The organism is Sulfitobacter pacificus (genome assembly GCF_030159975.1).
In the GTDB taxonomy this organism is placed as follows: Bacteria; Pseudomonadota; Alphaproteobacteria; order Rhodobacterales; family Rhodobacteraceae; genus Sulfitobacter; species Sulfitobacter pacificus.
This window is the reverse complement of sequence record NZ_BSNL01000015.1, coordinates 1-7,105: the sequence shown is the minus strand read 5'-3', so window position 1 is coordinate 7,105 and position 7,105 is coordinate 1. Positions and strand designations below refer to the sequence as shown.

Here is a 7,105-nt window from a genome sequence, read left to right as displayed (position 1 = left end):
GGTTCTGAACTACAGTCTTATGCAGCCGGAAAACGACAAAAACCGCAGGAAACAAGACTTCGCCTGAACAAGCGCGGCATAAACCGGAGCGCGGCATTATGAGCAAGCTCGTGCGCCCAGACCCCGTAAAAGTTCAGCGGGTCCTTGAAGCGCTCGATGCTTGGCATGAACACCTTGTCGACGGGCGGATTGTAGCGTGCCTCGGTTCCACCAAAGACCGTCGTAATATCGATGGCATCAAAGAACGCCTGCATATGCGTGATTGGTGCAGATGGCGTATGATTGGGGACCGGACAGGCATCCGGGTGGAAAGCATCCGGCAAGCCCTCGATTTGATCTGCGTTGAACACGCGGTATGATTTCTGGAACCGAAAGACGCGGGCTTCATAGGCATTGCCATCGTTGGAATCTTGCTCATCATCCGACTGCGTTCGGCTCTGGCCATAATAAACAACGACAGACGATCGCTCGCCCTTTCGTATTTTAGCTCCTAGTGTATTTGCTTGCGGCACGGTCATCCAGAACGGAGAGGTATATCCCGCCATCACGGTGCGCATGGTGAGCAGGAAGTTGTTCACTCCTTGATAGGGCTCGCTGTTGTGACGCAATGGACGCGCGCTGCCACCTGCGGTCCACGGTTTGCGCCAGGGGAGAACACCCCGCTCGATGATGCGGATAAGTTCATTGGTGATGGCTTCTGATGCGTCGAATTTGGACGTGCGGGAACGGGCCATGGCTGGCCTCCTTTCGGTTGGGGTTGAATTGGAAGGTTGGGTTAGGTCGCGTGATCGATGCGCGGATCGTTGACGATACGAGCGCCGAGGCGTTCGCCAGCGTCGAGATATGTCAGGAGCGATATACGGCTTGAGGCCGTCCAAGGTTCTGAATCGATCCGGCTGTCCATTGTTACTTTTGGCAGGTTTGCGAAGGCGATGATATCGCGGACGGGGCGGCAGTCGATCAGCGGCGTTCCAAGCTGGACGGCCAAGCTGGCGAGCGGGAAGCGTTCAACGGGGGCATAGAGCGAGACTGTTGTTAGCCCGAGGTGAAGAATCGTCCCTCCCCCACCGCAACTGACATAGGCGTTGGGGTTGTTGAGAGCCGCACGGAGATACCCAATATCGCGGCTAATTGTTTTGCGTTCCAGCCGACGTGCTTCATCAAGGTCACCAGTTCTTCTAAGCTCTCGGTGTCGCCACCACGATCGTGCCTCTGCGCGCAGCACGCGCAATACTTCTGTTTGCATGAGAGGTTCCTTGTCAGGACAAACAGGCCGGAAACCGACCCGGACCGATCAGGGAAACCCCACAAGCGTTCCATCAGACAGTCCCAAAACAAGAAGGAAACTTTCACTTTAGGATAACACTAGGCTGCATCTGTAATGGCGGACTGCAAAACAACTCAAAACACGAACGAACTGTTTTTCAGGGAACTGTTGTGAGAAATAGTACGCATTTTTCAACTAACATATTGATAATTATATGTTTTAATTAAAAGGTGCGTTTTGGCTACCATCCTAGAGTGTTGAATTAGGCTCAATGGCGACTGAGGTAGACAATGGGCCTAAATGGTGCGCGTAATGTGTCGGCAAAGTTTCGTGGTAGATTGTATATAGACCAGTGGGTCCTGCCCCATCTCTTCTGAGCGCAATAAAATCTGTGCAGCTATCGACCGTAAGACTTGGCACCTCATGTTATCTTTGTGTGAGCGGCCGTTCATTAAAGCCGACGATGCGGCTTAGAAAATTGTCCGCGGACAATTTTGAAATCAAACCGCATATTTTTGCGCCGAAGCCAAACGCCGGATGAGTCTCTCTGGGCTAAAATCTGCGCTCTTTGATCCGGTGGTTATTGATCTAAAATACGCACCAACTGCTTTGATTTTGCCATGGAACTGCATGATGGCCCAAACAGTTGCCGCTGCTCTTAACGCACCCAGTCGCTCATGAGCTGCCTCGTAGCTTTGAGGGCTGATCCCTATCATCGGCGCCAGCGTTCGTGCGTGAGCGACGACATCATGAACAGCTTCTATTCTTCTCAGCGAAAACTCGGCTGCTTCCGGACAGGCCGATAGCAATTCTGGTATTGTGATTGGAGCATCTGAAGGCATAGGATTGGTTTGTTTTTTTTGTGAGACGTTCTCTTTATCAATATGTTCTTTATTTGACTTATGATGGTGCCGGACATTTTGACCGTCACTGGCGGTCAATGTAGTCGTTAAATTAGAAGTTTGATCATCTGGTGACTCTGCTTCAACTTCTTTGATTGGCAGGGCTGAGAGAATTTTCTCACAGTCTTCAAGGGACAATTTCCGACGGAGGACACGAAAGACGTTCAGAGCCATCGCATCGTTTGGGTTGTTGATCAGGCTTGCATTGGCTGCCGCGCGGATTTTGGCACGCAGATAGTCAATTTGCTCTCGTTCCTTCATGACCTCAGCCGCCATTGAAGCAATCTCATGCAGACGATCGAAAAGCGGTGAGAGGTCAAAGCCAAAGCGAAGGGCTTGGCCGGCGTGGCTGTTATGTTTTGTGAACCGTTTCCGATTGGGGCTGTCACGGCGAACGAGCAGGCCAATTTCTTGAAGTGTCGCTGCGTGGCGTCTGATAGTTCTGTCTGAGATGCCATTGCGCCGGAACGTGAGCGTTGAGTTTGATGCAAACACGGTGTGGTGGTTGCGCTTTGGAGCGAGGCACGAAAGCATCGCGTCCAATGTTGAAATTACTGATGCACTGAGACCGAGTCGCGGGGCCGCGTTTCGGAGCGTTGCGACAACGATGTGGCGTTCTGGAATGGAATTGTCCGCGGACAATATTTCACTGGTCCGCAGCCCAGTGGGTGCAGTTGCTTGTATAAATGCCATGTTTTTTCACGACAACCTGATGTGAAAGGCTCCGATATCTCTGAAAATCAGAAAAAAGGCCGCAAATCTTCAGCAACCGAATCGGTTGTTGTTGACTGGCGCGGAGAAGCTGGTAAATCTGAAAGTGCAAAGAACAGATTGGGCTCTCCTAGGGAAACCTTGGGGGGCTCTTTCTTTTTTGGGTTGTTGGTCGTGCTCCTTTTTTAAGTTTTACTGCTCGGTCGACATCAGTCAGGCTTTTGCTCTGACTGCCACGCCTCATAGAGGCGCGTAAGCTCAGCTTCTGCGTTGTTACGCATCCACTGGGCAAATTCTGGGGCATCAGACTTCGACAGCTTGAATGTCAAAGCACGGGCCGTTTCTTTTACTTCAGCCAAAGCCGTCCCATCACCAAGTTTGATGGAGAGGGTAGGGGGTGCAGCTGGTTTGTTAGTGGCCTTAGATTTTAGCGCCTGAGTAATGGCGTCACTGACCATGCCAAAGCGGTCTTCGGAGCTCTTGGCCGCATTAAACTGAAGCGTTGCAGTGACCTGTTCAAGATCGACGCTATCGCTGCGCGACTGGTCTGCCAGCTCTTCCCAACGCCTCCGTCCAATGCCATGAGCGGATCCGATTTGCTCAATGACTGACTTTGGAATAGACCGTGCAACTTTGGTCATGCGAGATAGCATTGGCTTGTCTACAGCAAGGGCATCCAGAATGATGGCCTGCTCGTAGCCACTTGTGGCCAGCTCGGTCGCAAATAGGGCTTTTTCAATGAAGCTGGGGTCCAGACGCTGGGTGTTCTCTTGCCCCTGAGCGAGAATGGCCTCTTCGTCAGAAAGAGATCTGACAAGAGCCTTCGCGGGGATGCCGAGCGATCGTAAGGCCCGCAGTCTGCGGCGACCGTAAACGATCTTGTAGTGTCCGGGTTTGTCCGCGATGGGGCGCACCATAATCGGTACTTGTTGGCCGTGTGCCTTAATGCTCTCAGCTAGCGTTACAACATCAGCATCGGTGAAAGAGAGACGGTCCTTGGGGCCGTTCTCTTCAATGACATCAACGGAGATTTCTCTTACCGCGTTGCTCGCGACATCCTTCAAAGTGGATTTAACGCCGCTCATTGCGCCGGTATTCGGGAATCGTGCCTTTTGTTCTCCGGCTGGTGCCGCAGTGCTGGCCGCATCGGGAGGGGGAGGGGGCTGAAACAGGTTTCTACGGGCCATTAGTCAGTTTCCCTTCCCCAAGCTTTCTGGATCGTCTTTTCGAACTCATCCGCGACGCCATTAACAGACTCTAATATGCGTGTTAGTGTCTTCTTTACGACTTGCGAGGGATCAAGCTCATAGATGGTTTGCTGCGTCATCCCAGCGTCTGAGATCGCTGTGGATTTGAGCATCGGGGTGGTCAACACTTGATCCAAGAGAATAGACCTCAAGAAACCCGCCATTTGTGACTGTGGTACGTCGGTTGGTTCATATCGAGCGATCAAGAACTTAAGGAAATTCCAGTCGATGGGCCCTGCCGCCTCCTCGAGAGTTTGGACAGTTTCTCCAGCCATTTCAAGGAATTGCGCCATTGATGCAACATCCAACATGCTGGGAACAACCGTGATTAGAAGGCCGGTAGACGCCAACAAAGCTGTCATTGTTGTGAAGCCAAGTTGAGGCGGGCAATCGATGATGACGAGATCGTAGTCTGCTTCGACCTCGTCGAGAGCGATCGCAAGGCGTTGTGTGAATGGCGGGTCGATCTTGTGCTGAAGCGCATACGCTGTTTCGGTCTCGTACTCGGATAGCAAGAGACCTGCCGGAGCGAGGTCAAGGTTGTGAAAATATGTCTTTCGGATGACTTGGCTCAGCGGCACAGGGTCTTCGTATTTTAGTGCGTCATAAACGGTGCCGCTCTCAGCAAACTCGATCTCAGGACGGTACCCAAACATCGTGGTCAAGCTCGCCTGTGGGTCCATGTCGATCGCAAGTACCCGATAGCCTCGCAACGCATAGCGTTGAGCCAAGTGGATGGCGCTGGTTGTCTTGCTGGATCCGCCTTTGAAGTTCACTATAGAAATAACCTGAAGGGCATCGTTCTCGCGCCGTCCGGGAAGGTATGTTTCGCCATTCCGACCGGTCTTTGCCATCACATGGCGGATTTGGTCAATCTCTTGGGCGGTATAGAGCCTGCGACCTCTGGAATCCGTCTCTACATCAGGGAAATCACCTTCCTGATGCCGCGTTCGAAGGTTCGACATGCTGATGCCGGTGAGCTCTGATACTTCCGCAGGATGAAACTTACGTAGCGCTTTTCTACTATCGGGCTGGAAGCTATTGCGCATATGGTTGTTAAGCGCTTCCGACAGGCGGGCAGCGTTCGACGCAATAGATGCTGCGATAGAACTGGTTTGCGCGATATTTCCGTCTGAATTCATGCTGCCCTCACGACCTCTTAGTGGGTCATCTGTGTTTCGTCGCTAAACAGCGTGATTTACGGCAGCTTGCGACAATTGAACTCATGACACGCAACTTATCCCCAGGCAACAATTTTTTGGCCTTTTCAGTGATGGGGTGCGCTTGTATTCAGCTATGGATGCCGAAAATTTCCTATTAACCCATTGTAAAAAAAGACTTTTATCAAAGTTTCCGTGAGTTGCCGCAAGATGTTGTACGATATAGCCACATGATCACAATTGATAGCAATCACGTCTAGGTCTCGAATCGGTTGAATTAAAGAAGCTGTGGAAAGCCGTTGTCGCGGAAAAAAGCCAAGCGGCGGCTCCTCAGACGACGTTTAGTGGGTTTCGAGGGCGCTCCCAATAGAGATCGCAGTCTTACTTTCGTGCACCTTACATGCGGGAAAGTAAGACTTTTGGTCTGCCGCGAGATGAACTCGACGTACCTTCCGAACATTACTTTTGCTCAAAGCTTACTGCTCAGCCTGGGGGGTGCGGCACAGTTGTTGGTATTGTTTCTCAGAGTGGGGCAGGGGGTCCGAGCCGTGCGTGAAGTCGGGAGATAGCCCAGCAAAGCCAGATGAAAAAGCTGCTTGCCGCTGAGAAGTGTCCGGCAGGCTAAAGCTAGAGCCCCGCAGCTTTCGTCAAATTCACCCGAAATCGGTCCCTTCGCCGCTGATATCGCCGTGTCATCTCTGCAGAAGCGTGGCCCAGTTGATTTTGGACGTAGCGTTCGTCGACTTCGGCGGAACTCGCGAGACCGGCACGCAGAGAGTGGCCCGAGAACAGGGCGAGGCGTTCCTTTTCTGGCAGCTCGCTTCGAATTCCTGCGTCTAGGACGGTTTGCTTAATCAAACGGGCGCCGTGTTTGTCACTGAGCCGCGCCTTCAGCGCACTCGTGCCATCACGGGATGTGCGGACAAACACCGGGCCAAAATCGATCTTAGCGAAATGCAACCACTGCTCAAGGGCATATACGGGGCAGGTTTGTTCGCTGGATCCTCGGCCAATCTCAACCTCGCGCCAACCGGTTTTGCCGCGCAGGAACAGGATTGCACCGTCGTCCTCAAACTCAACCCAGCCACCACTATCAGGGCTGTCATCGCGTCCGTGATCGAGGCTTACAATTTCGGATCGACGCAATCCGCCAGCATAACCAATCAGCAAGATTGCGCTAACTCTAAGCCCGCGAAGGTCGAAGGGCAGGGTGGCGACCATGGCGCGGATATCCTCGGCAAGCACGGCTTCTTTCTGAACTGGAGGTCGCGCATGTTTGCGCCGAATGCCGGCAAGCACAGTGGCGATATGGCGGTCCTTGCGATCAAGCGTAAAGCCACGTTGTTGGTAGTGCCAGGCAAGACCGGACAATCTGCGCTCGATCGTCGATACCGAAAGGGTAGGGGCCTTGGTGTCGGGCGCCGCACAATTCGCAATGTAAAGACCGATCAGTTCCGGCGACGGGGGCAAGGGATCTGCACCACGCCTACGGCACCAGCTGGCAAAATGCGTCCAATCTTTTTTGTAGGCCTTATTGGTGTTCTCGGCCGTTGCTTGACGCGCATAGTTGCGTGCCGTGTCTACAAGCCGGTCGAGAGAGCCAGACCCAGCGACAAGGTTCGGAACACTGATGGCCTCAGCCGAGGCGGCATGGCCCTTGCGGTTCTTGTTGACGGACTGTGCTCTTGATGGCTTTGAGGGTGATTTCTGGTGGTTTTCTGACTGTCGTTCTTGTTCCATGAGTGGACACTAACGTATTGATATTATTGTGTTCATGTTCTTGTTTCATTCCCGGATTATAGTTTCATTATCGGACAT

The 7,105-nt window shown here is 52.6% G+C and carries 5 protein-coding genes and 1 pseudogene; all 6 read right to left on the bottom strand.

The genetic code is table 11. The features are described 5' to 3' along the window. Positions 1–98: 98 nt before the first annotated feature. Positions 99–734: pseudogene (locus QQL78_RS20180) on the bottom strand (ArdC family protein); the annotation flags it as partial. A gap of 41 nt (positions 735–775) precedes the next feature. Then, entirely contained in the window at positions 776–1,246 is a 471-nt protein-coding gene (locus QQL78_RS20175) for a hypothetical protein (RefSeq protein ID WP_284376526.1), read from the bottom strand. 521 nt (positions 1,247–1,767) lie between these two features. Continuing rightward, complete coding sequence (gene repC, locus QQL78_RS20170; protein WP_284376524.1) at positions 1,768–2,862, bottom strand: plasmid replication protein RepC; 1,095 nt, start codon at positions 2,860–2,862, stop codon at positions 1,768–1,770. 227 nt (positions 2,863–3,089) lie between these two features. Further along, positions 3,090–4,067 carry a plasmid partitioning protein RepB gene (gene repB / locus QQL78_RS20165; RefSeq protein ID WP_284376522.1) on the bottom strand — a complete coding sequence of 326 codons (978 nt, stop codon included), beginning with the start codon at positions 4,065–4,067 and terminating at the stop codon, positions 3,090–3,092. Next, positions 4,067–5,269 carry a plasmid partitioning protein RepA gene (gene repA, locus QQL78_RS20160; protein ID WP_284376520.1) on the bottom strand — a complete coding sequence of 401 codons (1,203 nt, stop codon included), beginning with the start codon at positions 5,267–5,269 and terminating at the stop codon, positions 4,067–4,069. Before repA ends, repB begins: the two co-directional genes overlap by 1 nt. A 645-nt stretch (positions 5,270–5,914) precedes the next feature. After that, the gene (locus QQL78_RS20155; RefSeq protein WP_284376518.1) at positions 5,915–7,027 is read right to left on the bottom strand and encodes a tyrosine-type recombinase/integrase; all 1,113 of its coding nucleotides are present in this window, start codon (positions 7,025–7,027) and stop codon (positions 5,915–5,917) included. Positions 7,028–7,105 lie beyond the last annotated feature (78 nt).

Coding starts and splice junctions, on each gene's coding strand:
- repC (WP_284376524.1), bottom strand. CDS start 2,862: ATGGCATTTATACAAGCAACTGCACCCACTGGGCTGCGGACCAGTGAA.
- QQL78_RS20155 (WP_284376518.1), bottom strand. CDS start 7,027: ATGGAACAAGAACGACAGTCAGAAAACCACCAGAAATCACCCTCAAAG.
- repA (WP_284376520.1), bottom strand. CDS start 5,269: ATGAATTCAGACGGAAATATCGCGCAAACCAGTTCTATCGCAGCATCT.
- repB (WP_284376522.1), bottom strand. CDS start 4,067: ATGGCCCGTAGAAACCTGTTTCAGCCCCCTCCCCCTCCCGATGCGGCC.
- QQL78_RS20175 (WP_284376526.1), bottom strand. CDS start 1,246: ATGCAAACAGAAGTATTGCGCGTGCTGCGCGCAGAGGCACGATCGTGG.